Below are 25,050 nucleotides of genomic sequence, written 5' to 3' on the forward strand. Positions count from 1 at the left end.
CCGGTCGGCTGTGGCCAAACCTTGCTGTGGCCAAACCTTAATGAAGACTTGACCGAGTCGTGGGCATGTGCGGCGGGGCCAGCGGTGCGAATCTCCTTACCATCAACGGCAATAACGTTTGGTCGGGAAGGTAAGCGGAGATGTGGAAATCGGTGCGCTCTGCCATTGTCGTTGTCGGGGTCGCCGTCACCACGGTGGTGGCCCCGCCAGGAAATAGTGCGGCTGCTGCCAGCCGTCCACCGGGCGGCGGTATCGCCTCGATCCAGCCGGCATCGGGTGCGGTTGTCGGCGTGGCGCATCCGGTGGTGGTGCGCTTCGCGACGCCGGTGACAGACCGCAGGGCCGCCGAGCGCACCGTCGCAGTGCGGTCGACGCCGGCCATGGCCGGCACCTTTGAGTGGGTCGACGACACCGAGGTCCAGTGGGTTCCGGACCGCTACTGGCCGGCGCACAGCACCGTGAAGCTGTCGGTGGGCAAGCTCTCCGCTGACTTCAGCACCGGCGCGAAGGTGGTGGGCGTTGCCAGTATCTCCTCGCACACCTTCACCGTGACCGTCGACGATGAGGAGGCCGGCCCGCTGCCGGCACCGCACCACCGCCCGTACTGGGGCGAGGAGGGGGTGATGCCCGCCACCATGGGCAAATCCGCGTTTCCCACGCCCACAGGCAACTACACCGTGCTGGCCAAGGACCGAAAGGTCCTGATGGACTCCAGCAGCGTCGGCATCCCGGTCGATGACCCCGAGGGTTACCGCTTCGACGTCGAGCAAGCGGTGCGCATCTCGCGGCGCGGCCTCTATGTCCACGCCGCACCGTGGGCGCTGGGGTCCCTGGGCCTGGAGAACGTCAGCCACGGCTGCGTCGGCCTGAGCCCCACCGACGCCGAATGGTACTTCGAGCGGGTCAATATCGGCGACCCGGTGATCATCAAGGAATAGCTTCGCCTTCTGAGGCGCTACTCCCGAAATCCACTTTCAGGGAATCGATCCCGTTGATCCAGGGCAGCACGGAGCGTTTCCCGTCGTCGAGTCGGCGAATGTCGGGGATGATGTCGGCCAGGGCGCCGAACACCAGGTTGATCTGGAGGCGGGCGAGGTTCGCGCCGATGCAGTAGTGCGCGCCCGGAGCCCCGAAACCCAGGTGCGGGTTGGGGCTTCGCAGGATGTCGAACCGGAACGGGTTGTCGAACACCTCCTCGTCATAGTTGGCCGAGCCGTAGAACATTCCGACCCGCTGGCCCTTGCGGATGTGCACCCCGCCGAGGTCGACATCGCGCAGCGCCGTGCGCTGGAAGGAGATCACCGGAGTCGCCCAGCGAACCACCTCGTCCACCATGGTCGGTGGGCGTTCGGCCACAAACAACCGCCATTGGTCGGGATAGGCGAAAAACGCCAGCATCCCCTGCGAGGTGGCGTTGCGGGTGGTCTCGTTGCCGGCGACCATCAGCATCATCACGTAGTAGCCGAATTCCAGTGGGGTCAGCGCCTCTCCGTCGATGGTGGCGGTGACCAGGGCCGTCGCGATGTCATCGCGGGGGCGGCTCTTGCGGTCTTCGGCCAATTGGTAGGCGTAGCCCAGCAGTTCAGCAGAGGCCTGCATCCCGTCGGCTGCGGCCTGCGGGTCGCCGTTGCCGCCGCCCACCAGTCGGTTACTCCAGTCGAAGACCTGCTGGCGCTCGTCGGCCGGAACACCGATCAGCTCACAGATGGTCGCCAACGGCAGCTGGGAGGCCACCTCGGCGACGAAATCACCGGTCTTGTGCTCGGCGGCGGTCGCGACGATCTCGCGGGCCTGGCGGTCGAGTGAATCCCGCATGCCGGCGACGACACGGGGGGTGAATCCGCGGGATACGATCCGGCGCAGCTTGGCGTGTTTGGGTCCGTCGAGAAACAGCATGATGTTGTCGCGGCTGGCGTCGTGGAGGTCTTGATTGCTGGTGGTGTTCGTCCGGATCAGCGAGGTGTTCTCGTGCGAGGAGAACACCTCGTCTTGCAGCGAAACCGCTCGGACATCGGCATGTTTCGTGACGACCCAGTAGCCCTCGTCGGGGTAGCCGGACGCGCCGAACGGCTGGTCGTTCCACCAGATCGGTTCGGTGTTGCGCAGCAGCGCGAACTCCTCGTGCGGGATGCGTTCGGCGATCAGCGCCGGGTCGGTGAAGTCGAACCCTTCGGGCAGCAGGCGAGGTGTCTGGGTCATCGTGTTGCCTCTCGATCGGCCAGCGGTTGCCATGCGTTTTCGGTGCCGTCGATGAACCCGCCCGACGGGGCGGCGAAATGCGATCCGAGCAGCAGCGCCCGCTCGTCGGCGATACGGCGCAGCAGCTGCCGCCGGCTGGCCCGGGCGGCGACGGGGTCCGCGTCGGGCAGGGCGGCGATGTCGGGGTCGGCGATCTGAATCGGGTGATGAACCACGTCGCCGCTGATGTACGCGACGGCGCCAGTCGACTCGATGCGCACCGAGACGTGACCGGGCGTGTGACCGGCGGTCGGTACCAGCTGGACATCGTCGCTCACCCGGTGATCGGGGCCGATGAGCCGCAGCTTGCCATGGTGTTCCAGCGGCGCAATGCATTCCGAGGGCGCGCGGTCCTCACCGGCGAACCCGCACCAGTGCTCGTGCTCGGCCGCGGTCACCAGGTAGTCGGCGTTGGGAAACGCCGGCACCCACCGCCCGTCGCACTCGGTGGTGTTGCGTCCGGCGTGATCGCGGTGCAGATGCGTGCAGATCACCGCCGTGATGTCAGCGGCGGTAAATCCCGTGGCGGCCAACGACTCCTCGAAGCGGTCCGGAATGCCCCGCTCCCGCAGAAAGCTCTCCGCAAAGCAGGTGTCGACGAGCACCCGCGCCGCTGCGGACTCGATCAGGTAGGACTGGATCGCCATCAAGATGTTGCCGGAGGCGTCGATATAGTTTGGCGACGAATTCTCCGGCAATCGGTCCGGCAGGTTCGCGAACAGCCGCCCCGGCGGGATCGGAATGACCGCCTGCAGGACCGCGTGGATCCGAACTTCGCCGACAGTCCAGTGCTGCACGCCCGTGATCCCCTTCTCGCACGGCGATCGTATGACACAAATCCCTTGCTTCCATATGCTTTGGTCATGATGGAGCCGGTGCGCCCCGGTGGCTCGGCGGTCTGGTCGCCCTCGGTGGTGCCACCGATCGGAGTCGAGTTGAGCGACTCGCAGGCGCTGGCCGTGGCGTTTCGCCACCTCGCCGACATCGGCTTCGCCGAGAACATGGCCGGTCACATCACCTGGCAACCCGAAGGCCAGAGCGAGATGCTGGTCAACCCGTGGGGGCTGTGGTGGGCCGAACTCACCGCCTCCGACATCTGCACCGTCGACGAGGAGGCCCGGGTGGTCGCCGGCCGCTGGGATGTCACCCCGGCCATTCATATCCATACCGAGTTGCACCGCGCCCGCCCCGACGCCCGGGTGGTCATCCACAACCATCCCTACTACGTCAGCCTGCTGGCATCCCTGCACGCCCCGCCCGAACTGGTCCACCAGACCGGCTCGTTGTTCCTCGACGACCTGTGCTTCGTCGAGCGCTACGACGGCGAAATCGACAGCGCCGCCCGCGCTCAGGAGCTTGTCGGGCGCATCGGCGGTGCGAACCTGGCGATCCTGGCATCGCACGGGGTGATCGTCACCGGACGCACGCTGGCCGAGGCGGTCTATCGGTCAGCGACCATCGAACGGGTCTGCAAGCTGGCCTACCACGTCATGCTGACGGGTCGGACCCCCGCGCCGATGAAGCGGTCCGACATGGCCGGCATGCAGACGTCGTTGATCGAACGCGCCGCCGACGTGTACTGGGCCGGCGCGGTGCGCATGACCATCAAGGCCGACCGCGACGTGCTGGATTGAACAGAATCGAGGCTTGTGGGTGAAATCGATCGATGAACTCAGCTCCGACCCGAGCTTCACCACCGCCAAAGTCGGCGCCGAGCGCACCGTGACCTTCCTGCCCGAACCGCCACGCGCGCACCGTCGCTACACCGTCATCTCGGTCGACGATCACATCGTCGAACCCCCCGACACCTTCGCCGGCCGCGTCGCGCGCAGCTTGGCCGACCGGGCGCCGCGGGTGGTCGAGACTGACAACGGCGGCCAGACCTGGATTTACGACGGCGCATCGCTGCCGAACGTCGGGTTCAACGCCGTCGTCGGCCGGCCGGTTTCGGAGTACGGTTTCGAACCCGCGCGGTTCGATGAGATGCGACGCGGCGCCTGGGACATCCACGAACGCATCAAAGACATGGACCTCAACGGTGTCTACGCCTCACTGAACTTCCCGTCGTTCCTGCCGGGCTTCGCCGGGCAGCGCCTCCAGTTGACGACGAAAGACCGCGACCTGGCGCTGGCGTCGGTTCGCGCCTGGAACGACTGGCACCACGAGGTGTGGGCCGGTTCCTACCCGCAGCGCATCATCGGTTGCCAACTGCCGTGGCTGTTGGATCCGAAGCTGGCCGCCACGATGATCTACCAGAACGCGGAGCGTGGTTTTCGCGCCGTCACGTTCAGCGAGAATCCGGCGATGCTGGGCCTGCCGACCATTCACTCCGGCCACTGGGATCCGTTCATCGCCGCCTGCGCCGAAACCGGCACCGTGGTCAACCTGCACATCGGCTCGTCCGGCTCGGCGCCGTCGACCACCGACGACGCGCCGCCGGACGTGCAAGGCGTGCTGTTCTTCGCCTACGCCATCTCCGCGGCGGTGGACTGGCTGTACTCCGGACTGCCCAGCCGGTTCCCCGAGCTCAAGATCTGCCTGTCCGAGGGCGGAATCGGCTGGGTCGCAGGGCTATTGGACCGGCTCGACCACATGCTCAGCTATCACGAGATGTACGGAACCTGGAGGGCGCTCGGCGAAACCCTGTCGCCGGCCGAAGTGCTGCAGCGCAACTTCTGGTTCTGCGCGGTCGAAGACCAGTCGTCGTTCTGCCAGCACGAGCGCATCGGCACCGACCACATCATGCTCGAGGCCGACTACCCGCACTGCGACTCGACCTGGCCGAACACCCAGCGTGTCATCCACGAGCAGATCGGCGGCCTGCCGCCGGAGGTGATCCGGAAGCTGACCTGGGAGAACGCCTCTCGGCTGTATCAGCATCCGGTGCCTGAGGCGGTTCAACGCGACCCGGACGCGTTCTGAGATGGACCCGTACTCCCCGTTGCGGGTCGCGGTGCTCGACGACTATCAGGGCATCGCCGAAACCGTGGACTGGTCACCCATCCCGCGGCCCGTCGACCTGCTGGCCCTGCGCGACCACATCGCACCCGGCGACGAACTCGTCGCCCGGCTGGCCGATCGCGAAGTCGTGGTGGCGATGCGGGAGCGCACCCCGATCGACGGCGACCTGCTGGGCCGGTTGCCGGCGCTCAAGCTGCTGGTCACCACCGGGCCGTTCAACGCCGCCATCGACACCGCGGCCGCCCGCCGGCTCGGGATCACCGTGTGCGGCACCGGCGGCATCATCACCCCGACGGTCGAACTCACCTGGGCGTTGATCCACGCCCTGCAGCGCCACCTGATCGTCGAGGACCGCGCGCTGCGCGCCGGCCGCTGGCAACAGACCGTCGGCACCGACCTGGCCGGGGCGACGCTGGGACTGGTCGGACTGGGGCGGATCGGTCGACGGGTCGCGACCGTGGGCCACGCCTTCGGCATGCGGGTCACGGCGTGGAGCCCAAACCTGACCGCCGAGCGTGCCGCCGAAGCCCAGGCGGAGCTGCTGGATCGCCGCACCCTGTTCGCGACCGCCGACGTCGTGTCGCTTCACCTGGTGCTTTCCGAGACGACCCGCGGCGTCGTCGGCCGCGACGAACTGGCCGCGATGAAACCCAGCGCGATTCTGATCAACACCGCCCGCGGCGGCCTGATCGACGAGGCGGCGCTGATCGAGGTGCTGCGCGCGAACCGGATCAAAGGTGCGGGGCTCGACGTCTACGAGACGGAGCCACTACCGGCCGGCCACCCCCTGACGCAGCTGCCCAATACGGTCCTCACTCCGCACCTGGGCTATGTCACCGAAGAATGCATGGGCCGCTTCTACCGGGATATCGTCGACGATATTGCCGGCTATTGCGCGGGCACACCGCGACGCATTGTGGCCGGGTGACCCATAGCAGCGTTTTCTTACGACTAAAGCGCATTACGGTGTCGGACGTATAACAATTCTGCAGAGAATACCGGGCGTCTATAGCCGACAATTCTGACGGCATAGAAAAGGGCCCGCAAGCAAATGCTTGCGGGCCCTTTACGGGGGGCTATTTGGTGCCGCCGGCCAGCCCGATCGGGGCGCCGATGGCGTCGGTCAACACACCGGCCACCGGGCTCGCCGCCGCGGCGCCCGCCGGTCCCGGCGCCACCAGAGGTATCGGCGGAGGCGCTCCGGGGATCGGTGGAATCGGGGCGATCGGCACCGGGGGCACCGGGCCGGGAGGAAGCCCGACCGGCACCACGGGACCGGCCAGGGTGGTCAGGTCGGCGACGGCCGGTCCGCAGGCCGCCGCCGCTCCAGCGGCGACCGCTCCAGCGGGGACCGCTCCTGCCGCCACACCCTCGCCGGCCGTCTGCGTCACCACGCCACCGCACACCGGCCCACCCGCCGGAAATGGCGCCACCGAAAATGGCACAGCCGCCGCACTGGCGCTGAAAATCAATGCACTCGCATATAAGCCAATACCGGCAAATATCGCGATACCGGGTCTCCCGAGGCTCTTCACTGCACACTCCGATTGTTAGTATCCAGCCCCCCGGACACGCAGTTTTTCGACTGCGAATGAACCGTATCACAGCGGTGTAAGTAACTCGGATTGCAATGCAATTCGTTACCGCACTGATGCGGATCAGCGACCACGCGCATGCATTCCAGAACTCAACAAAATGAGTGGAGCTAAGGGGACTCGAACCCCTGACCCCCACACTGCCAGTGTGGTGCGCTACCAGCTGCGCCATAGCCCCGCGGTGTCGTGCTCATCGAAGCTACACCACCGCCATACCCAGGCTCAAAACACCTGGTCACTCAGCCCGAGATTCAGGCCGGGTGCTGGGTCTGATGCATCCCGTAGGGCACCGCGTCGAGCAGGGTGACCGTCACGTTGGCGCCGCTGGGCACCTGATAGCTGCGCTGCTCGCCGGGACGGGCCCCGGTGATCGCCTTGCCCAGCGGTGACTGCGGCGAGTAGACCTCCAACCCGCTCTGGTCGTCGTCGCGCACCCCCAGCAGGAAGGTCTCGGTGTCCCCGTCGTCGTAGCGGACGGTGAGCACCATGCCGGGTTCGGCCACACCGTCATCCGGCGGGTCCTCCCCGACGACCGCCACCGACAGCAGGTCGTGGATCTGGTGGATCCGGGCCTGGCGGGCCTGCTGCTCGGTGATATCGGCGGTGCCCGAGCCGATGTGCGGCTCGGACAGCTCGGCCAGTTCGGCCAGTAGCCGGTCCTTGGTCTGCTGTGTCATCCAGACACTTTGCGAATCAGTCATCGACGATCTCCTTTACGAACAAAATTGCTTGGGTATCAACTAGATTCAGCGCAGTGGATCGAGTTCACGCAATACCGCGGACTGCTTGCCGGTAGTGATCTGCTCGGCCAGCAGCCGGCCGGTCACCGGGCCGTGCGTCAGGCCCCACATCCCGTGGCCGCCGGCGACGTAAACGGTACCCGGGCACACCTCGCCCACCAAGGGCCGCCCATCGGGGCTGACCGGGCGCGGGCCCACCCACACGTCGGTGCGCTCCTCCCAGCGGACCCCGTCGAGCAGCGGCCGGGTCGCCGCCACGATGGCTTCGACGCGGGCGGGAACGATCGGGGCGTCGGGGTCGCCGAACTCCATGGTGCCGGCGACCCGCAGTTTGGCGTTCAACGGTGTGCAGGCCACCCGGGCGTCAGGCAGGTAGATCGGGCCGGTGACCGGACCGTCGACCGGAACCGTGAAGGAATAGCCGCGTCCGGCCCGCACCGGCACCCGAGTCCAGCGGGCCGCCAGCTGCGACAGCCAGGCGCCGTTGGCGATCACCGCCGCTGCCGCCGTCAACGTCGTACCGTCACGGCCCGTCACCGCCACGCCGTCCCCGGACGGCGCCACGTCCACGACGTCCACGGTGTGCAGCGCGGCCCCGCGCTCGACTACCGCGCGTCCCAGCGCGGTCACGAACCGGCCCGGGTCGAGGAAACGTTGACCGTCGATCTGCACGGCGGCCGCGACCGCCGCCGACGCCAGCGGCACCCGTTCGCGCAGTGCCGCCCCGGTCAGTTCGGTGCAGAACACCGGCCGGCCGGCCTCGGAGAACCGCCGCAGCTCGTCGAGCAGACGCTCGGCGTCGGCCGAGGTGCGGAAGATCGCGGTGATCGGGGCGTCGGTGACCGGGGCATCCACCCCGTTGGACACCAGCACGTCGTAGGCCTCGATGCAGTCGGCGCTCAGCGGTGCGTTGGCCCGCACCGCACGGCGCCACGCCGACGGGCGGCTGTTCGCAGCGAAGCGCGCTAAAAAACTCCACAGCGCCGGGCCCGCGTTGAGCGGCACCTGCAGCGGCGCGCCCCGGCTCAGCAGCGACCGCAGCCCGAAGCGCAGGTTGGCGGGCTCGTTGAGTGGGATGGCCAGTGCCGGGGAGACCCAGCCGGCATTGCCCCACGACGAACCGGCCGCGACCCCGAGCCGGTCGACGACGGTGACCTCCACGCCGCGGTCTTGCAGGAACCAGGCGGTCGACAATCCGACGATGCCGGCACCCACCACGATCACCGACCGTGGCGCGCCGTCGATCCGATTGCCCGCACCCATTACTCCATGATGCGACGATCGCCCGAAACGGGTTTGACCTAATCACACAACGAGGATGTCAGGCTTTGTCGAAAACCGACATGTCACCGGCCGCCAGCTCGATCATCGCCGCGAACCGGGTGCGCGCGTCGTCGAGGCCCAGCGGCGTCACCTCCGCCATTTTGCGCAACCGGTAGCGCATCGTGTTCTCGTGCACGCCCAGTCGCTCGGCCGCCCGCGCCAGATCGCCGTGGGCATCGAGCCAAGCCCGCAGCGTCGCCACGTACGGCGTCCCGTGCACCGCATCGTGGCGGCGCAGCTCCGCAACCGGCCCGCGGGCCGGCACCCGCCCGGCGCGCGCGGCGGTGTACAACCGTCGCAGCACGATCTCGTCCCAGGCCTCGTCGTAGGCCGGCGGCACACCGTCGGGTGGACCGGCTTCGTGCAACGCCAGACACTCCTCTGCCTCGCGGCGCGCCGCGGCCAGCTCGGCCACCTCGGCGACCGCACTGATCCCGGCCAGCACGCTGGCTTGTGGCGGCAGCGCCGAACGCAGTGCGCTCACCCATTGCCGGGCCTGCGCCGCATCGTGAGCGGGCAGCACCGTATAAACGGTGTTGGCAGCCAGGGCGCTGCGGCCCGGACGTGACCAGCCGAACCCGGTGGTGACGGCCTCGAAGGTGAGCAACAGCCCGGCATGCGGTTGGGTGGCGATCCGGGTGTGCACGGCGATCACCCGCAGCGGCACCTGCGGCAGGCCCAACCTGGCGAGCAGGGCGGCGGCGTCGGCCCGGTCGGTTTGGCCGTCCAGCAGCCGGCGGACCCAATCGGATTCGACCTGACGTTCCAGGTCCGCACTGGCCCGTGACCGCAGTAGGTGCAGTGCCACCGTGCGGGCGCCGTCGGCCAGTGCCGTCAGCCGGTGGCCGTTCAGCGGGGCCGGGCAGGCCACCCACACCGCTCCCAGCAGTTCTCGGCCGGCCCGTACCGCCACCACCATGCGGCCGGTCAGCCCGTGCTCGGAGTCGGCGGCGACGAACAGCGGCTCATCGTGGCGATCCAGATGCGCCAGCACGCCGCGTTTTTCGAACAGCTCCCGCAGCGGGCCGGCCTCCTGCCGGTTCAGGATCGTCTCCGAACGCGCCGGATCGGCGTGCCGCTGGCCCCTCGAGTAGGCCAGCACCCGGCCCAGCTGGTCTTCGACGGTGACCGCCCCACCGACGGCATCGGCCAGACTGTCGGCCACCGCGAACAGATCCGTTGGGCCGCGGCCAGAGTCGGTCTCCCTGCCCTCGAGCACCAGCCCGTAGACCACAGCGGCCAGTTCGCTCCAGGACACCGCGGGATCCACCACCAGCACCGCCAGTGACTCGCCCTCACCGGCGAATGCGGTCTTGTCCTCGCCGTCGCGCACCAGCACGGCGATGGCCTTGGCGGCCACCGCCCAGCGCACCGCCTCCTTTACCGAGCGGGCGCCGACGGCCAGCAGAACGTCGCCGATGACGGCGCGCTCACCGGTCACCTCGTGCATCACGACACTGCTCAGCGGCGTCGTCCGAGGGACGGAACAGAACCGCAGGCGAACCCCGTAGCTGCCCACCACGTTGACCAGCCGGTCCAGCGTCACCATCAACCGAGCCTAACCACGTCTCTCCGGTGATCCCGCCGATCGGGCTGCGCGCCCGGGTCTCCGGTGCCAGCACCCAGGCCACCGCCGCCACCAGCAGCACCGCGCCGCTGATCACGAACCCCCACTCGAACGAGAGCCGCTGGGCGATCTGCCCGACCACCAGCGATCCGATGATCGACCCGAGGTCGGCCATCATCTGATAGGTGGCCACCGCGGTTCCGGCGCGCGCCTGGTTGCCGACCAGATCGGCGATGACGGCCTGCTGCGGCGCCCCGTACATGCCCGAGGCCAGCCCGGCCAGGTATGCCGCGACCAGGAACACCGTCAGTGAGCCGCTCGCACCGAGCAGGATCGTGGCGACCCCGGCCACCGCGAGCCCGAGGATGAGCGGGCCCCGCCGGCCGATCCGGTCGGACATGTGGCCGCTGGGCAGCACCGCGCACACGTTGCCGATCCCGATCGTGGCCAGCGCCAGGCCGGCGACGGCGGGCCCGCGGTCCAGGACTTCGGTGACGAACAGCGGCACCAACGCCACCCGTAGGCCGAACACCGACCAACCGGTGGCGAAGTTCGACAACAGCGCCGACCGGTAGGCGCGATGGCCCAGCGCCGCCCGCACCGACACCGTCGGCCCGGTCGAGTCGGCCGGCTCGGCCAGGTGCGAATTGCGCAGGCTGACGAACACGCCGGTGGCTGCCACCAGCAGCACCGAACCGTAGAACAGGAACGGCGCACTCAGACCGAAACCCGCTGTCAGGCTGCCCAATACCGGACCGCCGACGGTCCCCAGCAGGAACGCGGTGGCGAACATCCCGGCAACCCGGCCGCGCGCATCCGGCGGGCTGATCCGGATCATCAGGCCCACCGCGGCGATGAAGAACATGGTCGACCCGACGCCTCCGAGCGCACGGAAAATGAGCAGCTGCCAGTAGGTCTGGACGAAAGCGCAGGCGGTGGTCGACACCGAGACGATCAACAGGCCGGTCACATAGACCCGGCGCTCCCCCAGCCGCTGCACCATCAGACCGCTCACCGGCGCGAAGCACAACCGCATCAGCGCAAACGCGGTGATGAGGAACGTCGTCGCGGAGATGCTCACCCCGAAATGGCGGGCATAGACCGGCAGGACCGGCGATACCACCCCGTACCCGAGCGCGATCAAAAAGTTGGCGCCGAGTAGGACGAAGACTTCCCGCGGCAGCCGCATGCGGGCGGCCGGGGAGTTGGAAGTCACCCACCGATTTTAGGCAACGGTTCGGTGGGGCCTGGAGGCCGCGGTAGGGATCGCTGTGAGCCGGGTCATCGGTCCGCCCCCGGTAATCTCAGGCCCGAGCAGACTTGATCATGAGAACTACTGCGGCGCAGAAGGAGCCCAGCGATGAATGACGACCCGGCCCAGCGGCCGGCGGTGTTGGCGCTGTGGGATCAGCGGGCCGCATTCAAGCCGTTTGCCGTGGCCGGCGCGGTCGCGATCGTGGCGGGCGGTGGGCTGGCCGCCGCCATCGCTGCGCCGTCGCCGACCCGCCATGGTGTCTGGGCGGTCGCCTACCTGGTGCTCGTGCTCGGGGTCGGCCAGCTGGTGCTGGGTGCGGGTCAAGCGTTGCTGGCGGCCGAGCCACTGACATCGGGCGCGGCTCGGGTCACCGCCGCGGCGTTCAACGTCTCGGGCGCGGCGATCGTGCTCGGTGTCGTCACCGACCACATCGCGGTCTTCAACATCGGTGCGGCGCTGCTTTTCCTGGTACTGGCGTGGTTGCTCTACGGGGTCCGGCGCACCGCGCGACGTGGCTGGGCGCTGGTCACCTACCGGGGGTTCATCGCGGCGCTGATCGTGAGCATTCCGATCGGCATGCTGATCACCACCGCCGGCCGCGGCTAGGCCGCGCCGTCACTGCTGGCCAGCAGCTTGGCCAGCACCGCAGCCTGGCTGCCGTCGACGTCATGGGTCGCGGTCACCAGGGTGACGGTCTTTTTGCCCCGGATAAGCGCGCGCAGGGCATTGAGCGCTGTGGCACCCTGCGGGGTGCGCAGTTCCGCTTCGTAGCGGGTGACGAACTCATCGAACCGCTCGGGCTGGTGGTTGTACCAACCGCGCAGTTCCCGAGACGGCGCCGCATCCTTGAACCACTGCCCCACCCGCGGGTCGTCTCTGCGGAATCCGCGCGGCCATACGCGGTCGACGAGGATGCGCTCACCGTCGGCTTCGCTCGGCTCGTCGTAAACCCGGGCCACGCGGAACGTGGTTTTGGGACTCATACCCCAGGGTATCGCCGGCAGGCCGGCCTCGGCTTCATGGCCGGCGGACCGAAAAAGAAAGCCGGCCAGAGCTTGTGCTCTGGCCAGCTTCTCGATGTGGAGCTGCCGGGAATCGAACCCGGGTCCTACGGCATTCCCTCAAGACTTCTCCGTGCGCAGTTCGCTATGCCTCTACTCGGATCTCCCGGTCACGCGAACAAGCCGAGATGACGATCCCAGTCGCTGTTGGTGTCCCGATAAATCCCGCGACCGGACGTATCGGTGGATCCCTCTAGTCGATGCCAGGGTCCGGGCCGAGGGAGGTCCCGGTCTGACAGGCCCGCTATCGCTTAAGCAGCGAGAGCGAAGTCGCTCTGGAGAGCGACCTTAGCCGGAGTAAGTGCAACCTTGGCGCTTACTTGGTTACAGCGACGCTTAACGGTGGTCTCCTGCCTGCACCGGCACGCTTCCCTTGATTCGACACACGCAGTCGAAACCTTTCAGCCCCCTGTCCTTGTTCTCTCTACGCCCGCCGATTCGGCGAGTTAACCCATGGTACCGGTCTGCAACGACAGGATGCGGCATCTTTATTCCGGGGTCACGCCGGTCAGCCGCGTCAGATGACGAAGTTCAGGTGCTCGACGATGCGGGCCGCGACGTCCCGGTCGCCCTCGAGTTCGACCGCCCCGGGAGCCGCGCGCCCACCGGCGGCCCGGGTAAACGCCACCCCGTCCATCCGGATCACCGCGGTCGGCGCCTGGCCGCCGAAGTCGTCGACAACCCGGGCCCGGCCGTCGACCGCCACCCGGATGGTCCGCTCCAGGGGCCCGGTCAGCTCGATGGCCACCCGGGAGCCCTGCGGCGCCCCGCCGAGCTTGCCCACCACCCGTCCCATCGCGGCGGCCATCTCATCAAGGGCCAGCCGAGCCGCCGGGCCGGCCAGCTCGGCATCGGTGGCCGGCAGTCCCAGCCCGTCACGGATGTCGAGTTCGTGCATCCAGCAGTCGAAGACCCTCACCCGGATAAACCGGCCGTAGCTGTCGGGCCCCACCGGCGTCATAGTCGGCGCGTTCCAGTCGTCGTCGGACAGTGCTGCCAGCACCGCGCGCCGCTGCTCTGTCACCGTCCGAAACCGCCCCAGCATCTCCGCCGGAGATTCGCCACGCAGGTGACGGACCCAGCACTCGTTGTTCGCGCCGATCTCGTTGCGAACATGTTCGAGGGCTGAGACGTCGAGATCGCTTTGCGGAGTGGGCGTTCCGACCAGCATCGATTCGGTTCCGACAATGTGCGCCACGACGTCGTGCACCGACCAGCCCGGCAGCGGCACCGGCCGCGTCCACTGCTGCTCGGTCAAAGCGCCCAGCAACTTATCGAGGCCATCCCAGCAGGCGACCAGACCTGCCAGCACCTCGGACTTGTCGAGTCGGGTCGGGGCGGGGCCGGTCATGGGATCCGATGCTAAACCCGCCGCTACCCGGCGGTGATCATCGCCACCGAAACGACCGCCGCCACCATGCCGATCACCTGCCCGCGATGCACCCGTTCCCGCAACACCACGATGGCCAACACCACTGTCACGGCCGGGAACAGCGAGATCAGCATGCCGCCCAACGACAGGGGTGAATGCCGCAGCGCCACCAGCATGGCGACGTTCGCACCGGTATCCATCAGCCCGGCGGTCAGCGACAGCTTCATCGGCGTTCCTGACGGCAGCCGCAGATCACGGGTGGCGGCCGCAATGATGATGACCACCACCAGCGCCGCCAACCTCGCGAACATCAGCGGCCACAACACGGACTCGACCGGCGCCTTCTCGATGAACACGAAGTTCAGCCCGAATCCCACTCCGGCACCGACGGTCAGCCACGCCACCTTCGGGGTGAACCGGTGCGGCCGGATGTCCTCGTCGGTGACTTCCCGGCTTACCAGGACCACCGCGATCAGCGCCAGCACGATGCCGGCGCCGGGGACCAAGCCGGGCCGCTCGCCTCGGAGCAGGCCGGCCGCGACCGGCACCGCGGCCGTCACGACGGCGGACAGCGGCGAAACCACCGAGATCGGGCCGGACCTCAGAGCCGCATAAAACCACCAGCTGGCCAGCCCCAGCGCCACGCCGCAGGCCACCCCCCAGCCGACAGCACCCGGACGGATCGGGCCGCCGGTCGCAACCGCCACCGCCGTGAGCCCCACCAGCGCCAGCGGGGTGGACACCAGCAACACCTGCAGCGGCGACACCCGCCGCGATGCCAGGCCGCCGACGAAGTCGCTGAACCCGAAGCCGGCCGCTGACACCAGTGCCAGCGCGGCGCCGATCACATGCCCTTGGCGCGGCGTCCCAGCGCGCGGGTGACTTCGCGCTGGGCGTCACGGCGGGCCAGATCCTGCCGCTTGTCATGGGCCTGCTTGCCGCGGGCAAGCGCCAATTCGACTTTCACCTTGCCTTCGGTGAAGTACACCGCCAGCGGCACCAGGGTCAGGTTGCCGTCGCGGATCTTGCCGATCAGCATGTCGATCTGACGCCGGTGCAACAGCAACTTGCGGGTGCGTCGCGGGTCGTGGTTGGTCCAACTGCCGTGCCGGTACTCGGGAATGTGCATGTTGCGCAGCCACACCTCCCCGTCGTCGACGGTGGCGAACGCATCGACCAGCGAGGCCTGACCGGCTCGCAAACTCTTCACCTCGGTGCCCAGCAGCGCTACCCCGGCCTCGTACACGTCGAGAATCGAATAGTTGTGGCGTGCCTTGCGATTCGAGGCAACGATCTGCTTGCCGTCCTGCTTCGCGCTGCGCTTGCCCGGCGTCTTCTTGGCCACCGCTACCGCCGGACGTACAGGCGAAGCGTCACATACGACGTCGCCGCGGCCATCGCTGCGCCCAGTAACAGCAGGATCGGTGAGATGTAGAGGATGTCGGCATAGTCGATACGCGCGATCAGATGTGCTTGATAGAACTGGCTGAGCGCATTGTCGAGGAACAGTGCCCGCACCACGATCAAACCGATGATCGCGATGATGACACCGACGGTCGCAGCCAGCACCGCCTCCACCAGGAACGGCAACTGCGTGTACCAGCGACTGGCCCCCACCAGCCGCATGATCGACACCTCGGTGCGGCGGGTGTAGGCGGCGACCTGAACCATGTTGGCGATCAACAACACCGCCCCGATCGCCTGCACCAGGGCGACGGCGAAGGCGGCGCTGCTCAGCCCGTCGAGCACTGCGAACAGCCGATCGATCAGCTTCTTCTGGTTGAGCACGCTGAGCACACCGGGCTGGTCGGCCATCGCGGCGTCGAAATCGGTACTCTGCTCGGGGTTTTCCAGCTTGACGATGAATGACGCTGGGAAGGAGTCCTTGCTCGCCACGTCCTTGAACTCCGGGAACTTGCGGATCGCGTCGGCGTAGGCGTCGTCGGAGTTGAGATAGCGCAACGACTTCACGTCATCGCGGGCCTCGATGCGCTCGCGCAGCGCCTTGCACGCCTGCGCTTCACAGTTCGGGTCCTCGGCCGCGACGTCGGGGTTCAAGAACACCTGCGATTCGACCCGGTCGAGGTAGATGTCCCGGGACTGGTCGGCAAGGCGCACCACCAGCAGACCACCACCGAACAGACCGATCGAGATCGCCGTGGTCAGGATCATCGCCACCGTCATGGTGACGTTGCGGCGCAGCCCGGTCAGGACTTCATTGAAGAGGAATCCGAAGCGCATGTCAGCGGTCCATCCCGTAGACACCGCGCTGTTCGTCGCGCACCAGCCGTCCCAGCGACAGCTCGACGACCCGTTGGCGCATCGAGTCGACGATGTGGTGGTCGTGGGTCGCCATCAGCACGGTGGTTCCGGTGCGGTTGATCCGCTCCAACAGATCCATGATGTCCGCGCTGGTGTCCGGGTCGAGGTTGCCGGTCGGCTCGTCGGCCAGCAGCACCAGCGGCCGGTTGACGAAGGCCCGCGCGATCGCCACCCGCTGCTGCTCACCGCCGGACAACTCGCCGGGCAGTCGGTTGGCCTTGCCGGACAACCCGACCATCTCCAGCACCTCGGGGACCACCCGGTTGATCATCTCCGGCTTCTTGCCGATGACCTCCAGGGCGAACGCGACGTTTTCGAACACCGTCTTCTGCTGCAGCAGCCGGAAATCCTGGAACACGCATCCGAGCACCTGGCGCAGGCTCGGGACGTGGCGGCCGGGCAGCTTGTTGACGTGAAACTTCGACACCTGGATATCGCCCCTGGTCGGGATCTCTTCGGCCAGCAGCAGGCGCATGAACGTCGACTTGCCCGAACCGGACGGCCCGATCAGGAACACGAACTCGCCCTTGTCGATCTTGACGTTGATGTCGTCCAGTGCCGGACGGGCCGACGATTTGTACTGCTTGGTGACATGGTCGAGCGTGATCATCACGGCACGCAGTTTAGCCGTGCGACATGCCGCCGCCGGTCAGGCCACGTCTAGGGTGCTGCGGGATGCGCAGTCGTCGGCGCCGGTCCTGCCGGGGCGGGCTGGCCGGGAAGCAGCGGGGCGGGCTGGCCGGGAAGCTGCGGAGCGGGCGGGGCGGGAAGCTGCGGAGCGCCGGGAACCGCCGGGGGGTGCGACGGTTCGGGCGCGACCCCGGGAGCCAGCTCGGGCGGCATCGGCGGCGGGCAGAACGGTGGGCAGAATGGGAACCCGGGCACCGGCGACGGGGCCGGCGGCTCGGTCGGCTCGGTCGTGGTCGGCGTCGGGGTGGGTGTCTCGGTGGAGGTCTCCGGCGGTTGCTGCACCCTGGTCCGCGGCACCCAGGTGTAGGCCGGGTCGGGGACGTAGCCGGGCGGCACCACCTGCGGCGCGGCCGGCGGTGTCGGCTCCACCCGGTAGGTCGCGTACACCCACCACAGCGCGATGAACGCGATGACCAACAGCACCGTGGAGGTGCGGACCCGGCCGTTGAACAGATGCGTCGGCCAGCGCGGCCCGGCGCCCCCCGACCGGGCAGCCGCCGGCTTGTCCCGTTTGTTCATCACGGCGCCTCCACCTGCTCCACGTCACCGGCGGTGACCACCCCGGCCGACGCCAGCGCACGCACCACCTGGATCCGCAGCCGGCGTCCCACCTCGAACTGTTTGCCGGGCAGGGTACGAGCCACCATCCGCAGATTGACCACACCCAATTCGATGCTCTCGACCCCCATGATCGACGGCTCGTCCAGCAGCAGTTCGCGCAGCGGGGCGTCGGCCTCCATCGCGTTCTCGCACACCTGGTGCAGCACCTCGTTGACCCGGTTCAGGTCGGCATTGGTGGGCACCGGGATGTCGACGACCGCACGCGCCCAGTCCTTGGACAGGTTCAGCGATCGGACGATGTTGCCGTTCGGGACGGTATACACCTCACCGTCGGCGTTGCGCAGTTTGGTGACCCGTAGCGTCACGTCTTCGACCGTTCCCAGCGCCTCCTCCGGCGCACCGATCATGCTCAGCTGCACCAGATCGCCGAAGCCGTACTGCTTTTCGGTGATGATGAAGAAGCCGCTGAGCAGGTCTTGCACCAGCTTCTGGGCACCGAAGCCGATCGCCCCGCCGATCACCGCGGCCGGTCCCACCAGCGACCCGACCGGGATGTCGAGGATGCCGGTGATCTGCACGGCCACCACCACACCGAGCATCGCCACCGTGACCCAGGAGATCACCGAGGCGACGGCCTGGCGGTGTTTGGAGACCTCCGAACGCACCAGTGCGTCGCTGGCCTCAAAGCCCAGTTCCAGCCGGCGGGTGACCCGGCGCGCCGACCAGGTGATGAACCGCGCCGCCAGCACCGCCCCGATCACCAGCAGGACGATCCGCAATCCCTTGGTAATGACCCACTGACCGATCTCACCGCTCCACACGTTGTGCCAGCGCTGGCCCGGCGAGAACGCCAATACCATCAGGTCAGTCCTCCGCCGGCCGGTTGCGCCAACGGATTCCGGCTTCGAGAAAGCCGTCGATGTCACCGTCGAGCACCGCCGCCGGGTTGCCGACCTCATATTCGGTGCGCAGGTCCTTGACCATTTGATACGGGTGCAGCACATAGGAGCGCATCTGGTTGCCCCACGAACTGCCGCCGTCACCCTTGAGCGCGTCGAGTTCGGCGCGCTCCTCAGAACGCTTGCGCTCCAACAATTTCGCCTGCAGCACCCGCATCGCCGACACCTTGTTCTGCAACTGGGACTTCTCGTTCTGGCAGGTCACGACGATCCCGGTCGGCACGTGGGTGAGGCGCACCGCCGAGTCGGTGGTGTTCACCGACTGCCCGCCGGGCCCGCTGGAGCGGTAGACGTCGACGCGGACGTCGCCCTCGGGAATGTCGATGTGGTCGGTGGTCTCCACCACCGGCAGCACCTCGACCTCGGCGAACGACGTCTGCCGGCGGCTCTGGTTGTCGAACGGGCTGATCCGCACCAGCCGGTGAGTGCCCTGCTCCACCGACAGCGTGCCGTAGGCGAACGGGGCGTGCACCGCGAACGTCGCGCTCTTGATACCGGCCTCTTCGGCGTAGGAGGTGTCGAACACCTCGACGCCGTACTTGTGCTTTTCGGCCCAGCGGATGTACATCCGCATCAGCATCTCGGCCCAGTCGGCGGCGTCCACGCCGCCCGCTCCGGAGCGGATGGTGACCAGCGCCTCACGCTCGTCGTACTCGCCGGACAGCAGCGTGCGGACCTCCATGGCGTCGATGTCCTCGCGCAGCTTGGCCAGTTCGGCGTCGGCCTCGGCGACCTCCTCGGCCCCACCCTCCTCGGCCGCCAGCTCGTAGAGCACCGGCAGGTCGTCGACGCGCTGGCGCAGGTCCTCCACCCGGCGCAACTCGGCCTGGGCGTGCGACAGCTCGCTGGTCACCCGCTGGGCGCGGGCTTGGTCGTCCCACAGGTTCGGGTCGGACGCCTCGTGCTCGAGCTTGTCGATGCGGCTGCGCAGGCCGTCGACGTCTAGCACCCGCTCCACCGTGGTCAAGGTGGTGTCGAGGGCGGCGATGTCGGGCTGGCGGTCGGGTTCCACGTTTACCGAGGTTACCGGCGGCCGTCGTGGGTCGACCTCTAGCATCGGGGATAGCCGGTGCAGGCACGACTTCCCCACAGGAAAGAAGGTTCGAGGATGCGGCCCTACCATGTCGCGATCGTCGGCTCCGGTCCGTCCGGGTATTTTGCCGCGGCTTCGCTGCTCAAGCTGGCCGCGGGCGACGAGGTCGACGTGCGCGTCGACATGCTGGAGATGCTGCCCACGCCGTGGGGTCTGGTGCGCTCCGGCGTGGCACCCGATCACCCCAAGATCAAGTCGATCAGCGCACAGTTCGAGAAGACCGCCGCCGATCCCCGCTTCCGGTTCTTCGGCAACATCGCCGTCGGCGAACACGTCCAGCCCGCGGAACTGGCTGAACGCTATGACGCGGTGATCTACGCCGTGGGCGCCCAGTCCGACCGGCACCTGGGCATCCCGGGCGAAAACCTGCCCGGCAGCGTCGCGGCCGTCGACTTCGTCGGCTGGTACAACTGCCACCCGCACTACACCGACATGACCCTGGACCTGACCGGTAAGCGCGCGGTGGTGATCGGCAACGGCAACGTGGCCCTGGACGTGGCCCGAATCCTGGTCAGCGACCCCGAAGAACTGCGCAGCACCGACATCGCCGACCACGCGCTGGAACTGCTCGACCCGCGCGGTATCGAAGAGGTGGTGATCATCGGCCGGCGCGGGCTTCTGCAGGCCACCTTCACCAGCCCCGAACTACGGGAACTGGGTGAGATGAAGAGCCTCGAGGGCGTCGACGTGGTGATCACGCCCGAGGAGTTGGCCGGAATCACCGAGGCCGACGTCGAAGCCGCCGGCAAACACGCCAAGGCGAACTTCAAGGTGCTCAGCGGTTACGTCGGCCGCGAACAGCATGCGGGCAACCGCCGGATCGTGTTCCGGTTCCGCACCTCCCCGATCGAGATCCGCGGCGAGGGCCGGGTCCAGGAGATCGTGCTGGGCCGCAATGAGCTGGTCACCGACGAAGACGGCAGGGTCAGCGCCCGCGACACCGGGGAGCGCGAGGTGCTGCCGGTCGATCTGGTGGTGCGCGCGGTCGGCTACCGCGGGGTGCCGACGCCGGGTCTGCCGTTCGATGAGCGCACCTGCACCATTCCGCACACCGACGGCCGTATCGAAGGCACCCGCAATCAGTACGTGGTCGGGTGGATCAAGCGCGGGCCCTCTGGGGTGATCGGTTCCAACAAGAGCGACTCGCAGGCCACCGTCGACAGGCTCGCCGCCGACCTGGCCGCCCGGGCAGCAGCAGCCGAGCTGCCCGATGTCGACGTCGATCATGACGTGCAGCTGCTCAAGTGGCTGATGTCCCGCCAGCCCGAGCTGGTGACAAGTGAGCGCTGGCAGCTGATCGACGCCCACGAGCGGTCCACCGGGGAGCCGCATGGCCGGCCCCGCGTCAAGCTGGTCACTGTCGCCGAGATGCTGCGGGTCGGGCGCGGCTGAGCCCGGTCACTGCCCGGTCAGATTCCAGTTGTCGGGGTTGCGGGGCGAATACACCACCGGCAGCAGGTCACCGATGCTCGGCCAGTTGGCCACGTCGACCGCGAGCCGTTGGTAGACCTCATGCTCATCGACCGTGGGCCCCTTGATGACGCCGGTGATCGTGACGTACTGCGCCCCTTCGGCGTCGGGGCGGGGGCTGACGCCGGTGACCAGCAGGGTGCCCTCCTGCGCTTTGCCGCCCGGTCCCGGCCGGAAGAACCGGGGCGCCACGAACAGCGCCAGAATCGCCAGCAGCAACAACAGCGCCCACATCTCCCACATCAGGCCATGGTAGGACTGCAGCCATGGCGCAGAGCAACAACAATCCCGACTCCGATCTCCACCAAGACCTGACCCTGGCGCTGACGCTGGCCGACCGGGCGGACGCGATCACCTTGGCCCGATTCGGTGCACTCGACCTGCGGGTGGACACCAAGCCGGACCTCACCCCGGTCACCGACGCCGACCAGGCGGTCGAGACCGCACTGCGCGAGGTGCTCGCGGCCGAGCGGGCCGCCGATGAGATCCTCGGTGAGGAGTTCGGCGGCACAGCGTCTTTCAGCGGCCGCCAGTGGATCATCGATCCGATTGACGGCACCAAGAACTTCGTCCGCGGCGTCCCGGTTTGGGCCACCCTGATCGCGTTGCTGATCGACGGGGTGCCCCGCGTCGGGGTCATCAGTGCCCCCGCATTGGGCAGGCGGTGGTGGGCCGCGGATGGCCAGGGCGCGTTCAGCGCTTTCGGCGACGGGCCGCCGCGACGACTGTCGGTGTCCGCGGTGGGCGACCTGGACTCGGCCAGCCTGTCGTTCGCCGGCCTGACGACGTGGGCGCTGCGCGGCCTGCGCGAGCAATTCCTCGACCTGACCGAGGCGGTGTGGCGGGTGCGTGCCTACGGCGACTTCTGGGCGTACTGCCTGCTGGCCGAGGGCGCGGTCGACGTCGTCGTCGAACCGGCGGTGTCGGTCTGGGACCTGGCCCCCCTCGACGTGCTGGTGCGCGAGGCGGGCGGAACGTTCACCGATCTGGACGGCAACGCCGGGCCGCACGGCGGCAGCGCAGTGGCCGCCAACGCCCTGCTGCACCAGCCGGTCTTGGGTCGCCTGACCGCAGGCTAGGGGCGCCGCGGCGGGCGCCGCTGACGACTTCGTCACACCTTACTGTCGAGTCATCTTACTTCGGAGTAAGGTGGTCTCACCGATACTTCCTTTTCAGTGAGGCTCTGACATGACTGACACGGCATCCGTCGCCCCCGGCTCCAAGGACAAGCGGTCGACCCGATCGAGTGCCATCGGGCTGGAGAAGCCCAAGCGCACCCCGATCGCCACCGCACTGGCACTCGTCACTCCCCTGGTCAGCCGGGAGTTCCTGGACCGGCACAATCTGCGCAACCCGCTCAACCGCACGCTCAATTACGGCGTGAAGACCGTCTTCTCGGTGGCCGGGGCGGCCGGCCGCGAGTTCAAGCGCGTCCAGACTCTGGGCAAGGCCCCCACCCGGCTCAAGGCGAGCGGCAAGGACTACTTCGACCTGACCCCCGACGACGAGCAGCAGATGATCGTCGAGACGGTCGAGGAGTTCGCCGCCGAGATCCTGCGCCCGGCCGCCCCCGGCGCCGACGAGGCCGCCGACCACCCGCACGAATTGATCGCCAAGGCCGCCGAGCTGGGCATCACCGCGATCAACATCCCCGAGGACTTCGACGGGATCGCCGCGCACCGCTCCGCGATCACCAACGTCCTGGTCGCCGAGGCACTGGCCTACGGCGATATGGGCCTGGCCCTGCCGATCCTGGCGCCGGGCGGGGTGGCCGCCGCGCTGACCCACTGGGGCAGCGCCGACCAGCAGGCCACCTACCTGCCGGAGTTCGCCGGTGAGAACGTCCCCCAGGCGTGCGTGGCCATCACCGAGCCGCAGCCGCTGTTCGACCCCACCAACCTGAAGACCACCGCGGTGCGCACCCCCAGCGGCTACCGGCTGGACGGCGTCAAGTCCCTGGTGCCGGCGGCGGCGAACGCCGAGCTGTTCATCGTGGCCGCGCAACTCAACGGCAAGCCGGCGCTGTTCATCGTGGAGTCCTCAGCCCAGGGCCTGACGGTCAAGGCCGACCCGAGCATGGGTATCCGCGCCGCGGCGCTGGGCCAGATCGAGCTGAACAAGGTGTCGGTGCCGCTGACCGCCCGCCTCGGCGAGGACGCTGCGGCCGATTCCGACTATTCCGAGGCGATCGCGCTGTCGCGCCTGGGCTGGGCCGGGCTGGCGGTCGGTACCAGCCACGCGGTGCTCGACTACGTGATGCCCTACATCAAGGAGCGCCACGCCTTCGGCGAGCCGATCGCCCACCGGCAGTCGGTGGCGTTCATGTGCGCCAACATCGCCATCGAGCTCGACGGCCTGCGGCTGATGGCCTGGCGCGGGGCGGCGCGTGCCGAGCAGGGCCTGCCGTTCATCCGAGAGGCCGCGCTGGCCAAGCGGATCGCCACCGACAAGGGCATGCAGATCGGCTTGGACGGCGTGCAGCTGCTCGGCGGCCACGGCTACGTCAAGGAGCACCCGGTCGAGCGCTGGTACCGCGACCTGCGGGCCATCGGCGTCGCCGAGGGCATCGTAGTGATCTAGCGGTCATTCAACCTTTCTTTCCGATACCGACCTGAAAGACCTGACATGGCAATCAATCTGGAACTCCCCAAGAAGCTGCAACATGTCGTCGAGATGACGCACGCCGGCGCCGCCGAGATGCTGCGCCCGATCTCGCGCAAGTACGACCAGCGCGAGCACGCTTATCCGGTCGAACTCGACACGCTCGAGACCCTGTTCGAGGGGGTGTCGAAGGCCGGCGGGAATGCGTTGGCCGGGGCCGAGGCGTTCCGAGAAACCGAGGGCAAAGAGGGCAACCGCAACGGCGCCAACATGGCCGCGCTGCTGCAGGTTCTCGAAATGAGCTGGGGCGACGTCGCTTTGATGCTATCGGTGCCCTACCAGGGGCTGGGCAACGCGGCAATCTCCGGCGTGGCCACCGACGAGCAGCTCGAGCGGCTCGGCAAGGTGTGGGCGGCGATGGCGATCACCGAGCCGAGCTTCGGTTCCGACTCGGCCGCGGTGACCACCACGGCCACCCTGGACGGCGACGAGTACGTGATCAACGGCGAGAAGATCTTCGTCACCGCCGGATCACGCTGCACCCACATCGTGGTGTGGGCGACGCTGGACAAGTCGCTGGGTCGGGCGGCGATCAAGTCGTTCATCGTGCCGCGCGAGCACCCCGGCGTCATCGTCGAACGCCTCGAGCACAAGCTGGGCATCAAGGCCTCCGACACCGCGGTGATCCGGTTCGACAACGCCCGCATCCCCAAGGACAACCTGCTGGGCAGCCCGGAGATCAACACCGAGAAAAGCTTCTCCGGGGTCATGGAGACCTTCGACAACACCCGGCCGATCGTCGCGGCGATGGCGATCGGGGTGGCGCGGGCGGCCCTGGAAGAGCTGCGCAAGATCCTCACCGACGCCGGCGTGGAGATCTCCTACGACAAGCCGGCCCACGCCCAAAGCGCCCCGGCCGCAGAATTTTTGCGGATGGAGGCCGACTGGGAGTCGGCCTACCTGCTGACGCTGCGCTCGGCGTGGCAGGCCGACAACAACATCCCCAACTCCAAAGAGGCCTCGATGGGCAAGGCCAAGGCCGGCCGGATGGCCACCGACGTCACGCTCAAGACCGTTGAGCTGGCCGGCACCACCGGCTACTCCGAGCAGACGCTATTGGAGAAGTGGGGCCGCGACTCGAAGATCCTCGACATCTTCGAAGGCACCCAGCAGATTCAACAGCTGGTGGTGGCCCGCCGGCTGCTGGGCTTGAGTTCGGCCGAGCTCAAGTAGCGCCTCCCT

General features: G+C 68.0%; 26 protein-coding genes, 1 tRNA gene and 1 other RNA gene. 9 read left to right on the forward strand and 19 right to left on the reverse strand.

Going from position 1 to position 25,050, the window contains the following annotated elements:
• The first annotated feature begins 140 nt into the window (after nt 1-140).
• Entirely contained in the window at nt 141-938 is a 798-nt protein-coding gene (locus tag A5771_RS08290; RefSeq protein ID WP_064854725.1) for a L,D-transpeptidase, read from the forward strand.
• Here the strand turns inward: A5771_RS08290 and A5771_RS08295 are convergent.
• A complete protein-coding gene (locus A5771_RS08295; protein WP_064854726.1) occupies nt 928-2,199 on the reverse strand; it encodes a cytochrome P450 in 1,272 nt (423 codons plus the stop codon). The genes A5771_RS08290 and A5771_RS08295 overlap by 11 nt on opposite strands.
• Nucleotides 2,196-3,035 carry an MBL fold metallo-hydrolase gene (locus A5771_RS08300; protein WP_064854727.1) on the reverse strand — a complete coding sequence of 280 codons (840 nt, stop codon included), beginning with the start codon at nt 3,033-3,035 and terminating at the stop codon, nt 2,196-2,198. The genes A5771_RS08295 and A5771_RS08300 overlap by 4 nt, the downstream gene beginning before the upstream one ends.
• A 66-nt stretch (nt 3,036-3,101) precedes the next feature.
• On the opposite strand from A5771_RS08300, the gene A5771_RS08305 reads away from it, so the two are divergent.
• Genes A5771_RS08305 through A5771_RS08315 form a run of 3 tightly spaced genes read left to right on the forward strand, consistent with a single transcriptional unit; the run spans nt 3,102 to nt 6,127 of the window.
• A complete protein-coding gene (locus A5771_RS08305; protein ID WP_064854728.1) occupies nt 3,102-3,872 on the forward strand; it encodes a class II aldolase/adducin family protein in 771 nt (256 codons plus the stop codon).
• Between the two features lie 19 nt (nt 3,873-3,891).
• Nucleotides 3,892-5,160, forward strand: coding sequence for an amidohydrolase family protein (locus tag A5771_RS08310; protein ID WP_064854729.1), 1,269 nt, complete (start codon nt 3,892-3,894; stop codon nt 5,158-5,160).
• A 1-nt stretch (nt 5,161) separates the two neighbouring features.
• Nucleotides 5,162-6,127 carry a D-2-hydroxyacid dehydrogenase family protein gene (locus A5771_RS08315; RefSeq protein WP_207545407.1) on the forward strand — a complete coding sequence of 322 codons (966 nt, stop codon included), beginning with the start codon at nt 5,162-5,164 and terminating at the stop codon, nt 6,125-6,127.
• Between the two features lie 148 nt (nt 6,128-6,275).
• Here the strand turns inward: A5771_RS08315 and A5771_RS23320 are convergent, their stop codons facing one another.
• From A5771_RS23320 to A5771_RS08345, 6 genes are all read right to left on the reverse strand, one after another.
• Nucleotides 6,276-6,590: a hypothetical protein gene (locus A5771_RS23320; protein WP_165606174.1), complete on the reverse strand. Its 315-nt coding sequence runs from the start codon at nt 6,588-6,590 to the stop codon at nt 6,276-6,278.
• Between the two features lie 309 nt (nt 6,591-6,899).
• Nucleotides 6,900-6,972, reverse strand: a tRNA-Ala gene (locus A5771_RS08325).
• A 73-nt stretch (nt 6,973-7,045) separates the two neighbouring features.
• On the reverse strand, nt 7,046-7,495 hold the full coding sequence (locus tag A5771_RS08330; protein ID WP_064854731.1) for a GreA/GreB family elongation factor: 450 nt from the start codon (nt 7,493-7,495) through the stop codon (nt 7,046-7,048).
• A 45-nt stretch (nt 7,496-7,540) separates the two neighbouring features.
• Nucleotides 7,541-8,797, reverse strand: coding sequence for an NAD(P)/FAD-dependent oxidoreductase (locus tag A5771_RS08335; RefSeq protein ID WP_064854732.1), 1,257 nt, complete (start codon nt 8,795-8,797; stop codon nt 7,541-7,543).
• 58 nt (nt 8,798-8,855) lie between these two features.
• Entirely contained in the window at nt 8,856-10,406 is a 1,551-nt protein-coding gene (locus A5771_RS08340) for a PucR family transcriptional regulator (protein ID WP_064854733.1), read from the reverse strand.
• The gene (locus A5771_RS08345; protein ID WP_082947125.1) at nt 10,288-11,613 is read right to left on the reverse strand and encodes an MFS transporter; all 1,326 of its coding nucleotides are present in this window, start codon (nt 11,611-11,613) and stop codon (nt 10,288-10,290) included. Before A5771_RS08345 ends, A5771_RS08340 begins: the two co-directional genes overlap by 119 nt.
• Nucleotides 11,614-11,784: 171 nt before the next feature.
• On the opposite strand from A5771_RS08345, the gene A5771_RS08350 reads away from it, so the two are divergent.
• Nucleotides 11,785-12,285 (forward strand): hypothetical protein, encoded by a 501-nt coding sequence (locus tag A5771_RS08350; RefSeq protein WP_082947126.1) that lies wholly within the window; start codon nt 11,785-11,787, stop codon nt 12,283-12,285.
• Here the strand turns inward: A5771_RS08350 and A5771_RS08355 are convergent.
• The 10 genes from A5771_RS08355 to prfB all read right to left on the reverse strand — a co-directional run bounded on the left by A5771_RS08355 (nt 12,282) and on the right by prfB (nt 19,656).
• A complete protein-coding gene (locus A5771_RS08355; protein ID WP_064854734.1) occupies nt 12,282-12,662 on the reverse strand; it encodes a DUF488 domain-containing protein in 381 nt (126 codons plus the stop codon). The two genes, A5771_RS08350 and A5771_RS08355, sit on opposite strands and share 4 nt — an antisense overlap.
• A gap of 94 nt (nt 12,663-12,756) precedes the next feature.
• Nucleotides 12,757-13,149, reverse strand: a transfer-messenger RNA (tmRNA) gene (ssrA, locus tag A5771_RS08360).
• A gap of 108 nt (nt 13,150-13,257) precedes the next feature.
• Nucleotides 13,258-14,091: a maleylpyruvate isomerase family mycothiol-dependent enzyme gene (locus A5771_RS08365; RefSeq protein WP_064854735.1), complete on the reverse strand. Its 834-nt coding sequence runs from the start codon at nt 14,089-14,091 to the stop codon at nt 13,258-13,260.
• A 23-nt stretch (nt 14,092-14,114) separates the two neighbouring features.
• On the reverse strand, nt 14,115-14,960 hold the full coding sequence (locus A5771_RS08370; RefSeq protein WP_082947127.1) for a DMT family transporter: 846 nt from the start codon (nt 14,958-14,960) through the stop codon (nt 14,115-14,117).
• A complete protein-coding gene (smpB, locus tag A5771_RS08375) occupies nt 14,957-15,457 on the reverse strand; it encodes an SsrA-binding protein SmpB (protein ID WP_064854736.1) in 501 nt (166 codons plus the stop codon). Before smpB ends, A5771_RS08370 begins: the two co-directional genes overlap by 4 nt.
• 2 nt (nt 15,458-15,459) lie before the next feature.
• A complete protein-coding gene (gene ftsX, locus A5771_RS08380) occupies nt 15,460-16,353 on the reverse strand; it encodes a permease-like cell division protein FtsX (protein ID WP_064854737.1) in 894 nt (297 codons plus the stop codon).
• Between the two features lies 1 nt (nt 16,354).
• The gene (gene ftsE, locus A5771_RS08385; RefSeq protein WP_064854738.1) at nt 16,355-17,044 is read right to left on the reverse strand and encodes a cell division ATP-binding protein FtsE; all 690 of its coding nucleotides are present in this window, start codon (nt 17,042-17,044) and stop codon (nt 16,355-16,357) included.
• Between the two features lie 50 nt (nt 17,045-17,094).
• Nucleotides 17,095-17,643 carry a hypothetical protein gene (locus tag A5771_RS08390; protein WP_064854739.1) on the reverse strand — a complete coding sequence of 183 codons (549 nt, stop codon included), beginning with the start codon at nt 17,641-17,643 and terminating at the stop codon, nt 17,095-17,097.
• Nucleotides 17,643-18,545 carry a mechanosensitive ion channel family protein gene (locus A5771_RS08395; protein ID WP_064854740.1) on the reverse strand — a complete coding sequence of 301 codons (903 nt, stop codon included), beginning with the start codon at nt 18,543-18,545 and terminating at the stop codon, nt 17,643-17,645. Before A5771_RS08395 ends, A5771_RS08390 begins: the two co-directional genes overlap by 1 nt.
• Nucleotides 18,546-18,549: 4 nt before the next feature.
• Nucleotides 18,550-19,656, reverse strand: coding sequence for a peptide chain release factor 2 (gene prfB, locus A5771_RS08400; protein WP_064854741.1), 1,107 nt, complete (start codon nt 19,654-19,656; stop codon nt 18,550-18,552).
• A gap of 96 nt (nt 19,657-19,752) precedes the next feature.
• On the opposite strand from prfB, the gene A5771_RS08405 reads away from it, so the two are divergent.
• Nucleotides 19,753-21,129: an FAD-dependent oxidoreductase gene (locus A5771_RS08405; protein WP_064854742.1), complete on the forward strand. Its 1,377-nt coding sequence runs from the start codon at nt 19,753-19,755 to the stop codon at nt 21,127-21,129.
• Between the two features lie 6 nt (nt 21,130-21,135).
• On the opposite strand, the gene A5771_RS08410 is transcribed toward A5771_RS08405, so the two are convergent.
• Nucleotides 21,136-21,450: a hypothetical protein gene (locus A5771_RS08410; RefSeq protein ID WP_064854743.1), complete on the reverse strand. Its 315-nt coding sequence runs from the start codon at nt 21,448-21,450 to the stop codon at nt 21,136-21,138.
• A gap of 23 nt (nt 21,451-21,473) precedes the next feature.
• Between A5771_RS08410 and hisN the strand changes: the two genes are divergently transcribed.
• The 3 genes from hisN (at nt 21,474) to A5771_RS08425 (ending at nt 25,041) form a co-directional block, all read left to right on the forward strand.
• Nucleotides 21,474-22,286, forward strand: coding sequence for a histidinol-phosphatase (hisN, locus tag A5771_RS08415; RefSeq protein WP_064854744.1), 813 nt, complete (start codon nt 21,474-21,476; stop codon nt 22,284-22,286).
• A 109-nt stretch (nt 22,287-22,395) separates the two neighbouring features.
• Complete coding sequence (locus A5771_RS08420) at nt 22,396-23,787, forward strand: acyl-CoA dehydrogenase family protein (RefSeq protein ID WP_064854745.1); 1,392 nt, start codon at nt 22,396-22,398, stop codon at nt 23,785-23,787.
• 45 nt (nt 23,788-23,832) lie between these two features.
• Complete coding sequence (locus A5771_RS08425; protein WP_019738684.1) at nt 23,833-25,041, forward strand: acyl-CoA dehydrogenase family protein; 1,209 nt, start codon at nt 23,833-23,835, stop codon at nt 25,039-25,041.
• Nucleotides 25,042-25,050 lie beyond the last annotated feature (9 nt).

The sequence above is a fragment of the Mycolicibacter sinensis genome, assembly GCF_001667375.1.
Classification (GTDB): Bacteria; Actinomycetota; Actinomycetes; order Mycobacteriales; family Mycobacteriaceae; genus Mycobacterium; species Mycobacterium sinense_A.